Origin of the sequence: Vibrio sp. V43_P6S15P86 (assembly GCF_009904725.1) — a bacterium.
Taxonomy (GTDB): Bacteria; Pseudomonadota; Gammaproteobacteria; order Enterobacterales; family Vibrionaceae; genus Vibrio; species Vibrio diabolicus.
On sequence record NZ_WXWT01000175.1, the window covers coordinates 1 to 3,032 of the forward strand.

Annotated in this window: 2 protein-coding genes; both read right to left on the reverse strand. The window is 43.9% G+C overall.

Annotation, left to right across the window (positions count from 1 at the left end; genetic code table 11):
• Nucleotides 1–14 precede the first annotated feature (14 nt).
• Nucleotides 15–1,853, reverse strand: a complete 1,839-nt coding sequence (locus CAG69_RS07770) for an extracellular solute-binding protein (protein WP_161443555.1) — start codon at nucleotides 1,851–1,853, stop codon at nucleotides 15–17.
• 497 nt (nucleotides 1,854–2,350) lie between these two features.
• Nucleotides 2,351–3,032: orotidine-5'-phosphate decarboxylase (gene pyrF, locus CAG69_RS07775; protein ID WP_161443557.1), on the reverse strand; the 682-nt coding region annotated here is incomplete at its 5' end.

The following is a 3,032-nucleotide window of genomic DNA, read 5'->3' on the forward strand; positions in this document are numbered from 1 at the left end:
GCTAAGTTGTGGAGTTACAACTTGTAGCGATCATCAATAACCGTTGTCTCTGGGAAGGTTTTACCCTCGTCCATCGCTTCCTCAGTCTCTTCTTTTACTTTGGTATCGATCCAGAAATTACCAATATCCATTGGATGAAGCACCCATTCTGTCGCTTTTGTCATGCCATCTTTAGGAATTTTAACCCAGCGCCAATGTGCAACTCGAGAATAAGGCACCATGTATCCAGGAACGATGATATTCGCTTTGCTGACATAGTTTTGGATTTGATGCGATAAATCGTAACGCTTCTCCTGATCAAACTCAGAGTCATAAGCTTCAATCAACTTGTCCAACTCAGGGCTGCTGTAGTTGGTGTGAGCATTCGTTTGTGGTCGATTCGCATTATCAGAGTGCAGGTATTCCCAATACGCAGGAATCTCACCAGAACCCATATTCAAGAACGCTAACTGATGCTTTTTCTCAAGAATGTATTTAAACGCAGATGAACCATCCACCAAGTTTAACGTGAACTCAAGACCAGCAAGTTTCGCTTGCTCTTTCAAGTACGCAATACGCGGTGTCCAAGAGTTGTATCCATAGGTGATAGCAAAGCTCAAGCGTTGGCCCTTGTCGTTGACACGAATACCATCTGCGCCAACTTTGTCAAAGCCCGCTTTTTCGAAATGTTTAACCGCCGCATCGGCATCAAACTTAGGCGGTGTATTGTTAGGGTCATCGTATTCGCCATGACCAAAGCCGAGTCCATGTGGTTTACGTGAATAATCTCCACGCATGATATTTTCAATCATGCCGTCATAGTCAGTGGCTGCCATAACGCCTTTGCGAACTTCTAGGTTATCCAACATCGGCATCGCGGTGTTCATCCAAAGGCCACCAGCGCCTTGTGGTGCTTCGTTAAAGCCCCAGTACTTTTGGATATAGCCTTTTTTGTACACATCACTATAGGTTTTGTCATGCCAAAAGCTTGGTAGCACCATCTCAAAGTAGTCCAAGTTGCCTTTCTCAAAGTGCTTCATGGCAATATCAGGATCGCGAATCACCTTAATGCGGACTTTTTCTACGTTGTAACGGTTTTTATAGTAGCGGTTGTTATACCCCCACCAATCTTCGCCCACGTGTTTGAATGTCACGCTCTTACCTTTCTTCACTTTATCAATGTAGTAAGGCGCCGCAGTTGGCTCAGATTTAAAGTTGAACTTTCTGACGAAGTTATCAGGCATGCCATCGTTATTTGCGTCCTTTTCTCCTTCAAAGAAGTGTTCCGGACGAGGCTGAAAACCATTACTCGGCATGTTAATCATAACCATGAGCGAGTCATGACTTTGAGCTACAGCAAGATTGACTTTGATCGTGTAGTCGTCAATTTTTTCAACACCGACAACGCTGTTCGTGAAGAAGTCGTTGTACCACGGGTCGATAATGTCTTTTGACGTGTAGTACTTCATCATAAAGACGTAATCATCTGCCGTAATTTTTTCACCATCTGACCACTCGGCCGTTTCATCAAGCTTAAAGAATACGGTTTTGTTGTCCTCTCCAAATGCCCATGACTTAGCAAGTTGGGGGATCCATTTACCAGTATTTGGATGACGCTGAGCAAGCTTTGGTGAACCATCCATTAAATATTGGCGCAAGCCGGAGTTCGCATCTGGACCAACACTTCGTAATGTCTGAGGAAAGCTCTGAATGTAAGTACGATAAGTACCACCTCGTACCGCTTCTTCAGAGGCGAACAGAGGTTCATTGTTATTTGAAATCCATTCTATATCAGCAGGTAGCTCTGCCGCACTCAGTTGAAAACTGGCAGCGGTCAGTGTTGCAAGTACTGAAAATGGCAGTTTTTTAGTCATGTTTCTTCCTTGTTGTGTTTGCGATTAAGGTCGTAGCAAGGAAGACGGAGTGTGAAAGCTGCAAATAGAAAATACGCAGATAGGAAATAATAGGAGCGTAATATGAAGTGACTTCCTGCCAGCTTCTATATTAATTTCAAAGAGTTTCACTAGGTCATCCTAGACCTTACAACGCAGTGAATGCATCCTCGCCATAGTATTCTTTAGGCTTTTGTAACGCAAGTCATCAATAATACATGGTCGCATTTTCTATGCATCACAGTGAGTTATGTTACAAAAGTGTGATCGATACAGTACCAAGCCCTACTTTTCTCATAATAAACCGTAGAACCTTTATCCGAATAAGCTCCCCCCGACACCAATTAAAGCAAGCAAGTAAGCGAGCAGATATAACTGGTTAAAATGAGCAGTTACTTACTACGGTTGGTATTTTTATTAGATACAAAAAAGGTGAGGCATCACAGCCTCACCTTTCTTTATACAATACAAGACTGTGCTTACATACTAGACAAGCTATCATTGATCGATTTCAACACTGCAGCAGGATCCACAGCTTGAGTAATTGGACGCCCAATAACAAGATAGTCAGAGCCTGACTGAATAGCCTCTACTGGTGTCATGATACGGCGCTGGTCACCTTGCTCAGAGCCAGCAGGTCGGATTCCTGGTGTAACTAACTTAAAGTCTTGACCCAGTTCGCTCTTAAGCAATGAAGACTCTTGAGCTGAACATACGACACCATCTAAACCAGCGTTTTTGGTCAATGTCGCCAGACGAATAACTTGATCCTGAGGCGCAATGTTCAAACCAATACCCGCTAAATCACTTTGTTCCATACTGGTTAGTACCGTTACTCCAATCAGAAGTGGGCGATCTTTACCGTATGGCTCAAGAATTTCACGTGATGCCGTCATCATGCGCTCACCACCGCTCGCATGCACATTCACCATCCAAACCCCTAATTCCGCGGCTGCGCGGACCGCCTTAGAACACGTATTTGGAATATCGTGAAATTTCAAATCCAGGAAGACTGAGAAACCACGTTTGTGGAGTTCACGTACGAAATCAGGACCAAATAGCGTAAACATCTCCTTGCCAACTTTTAGGCGACATGACGCAGGATCAATTCTATCTACAAACGCAAGTGCGTCTGCTTGGTTATCATAATCCAGTGCGACA

Excerpts from the sequence above, each read along its gene's own strand:
- CAG69_RS07770 (WP_161443555.1), bottom strand. The coding sequence starts at position 1,853 with ATGACTAAAAAACTGCCATTTTCAGTACTTGCAACACTGACCGCTGCC.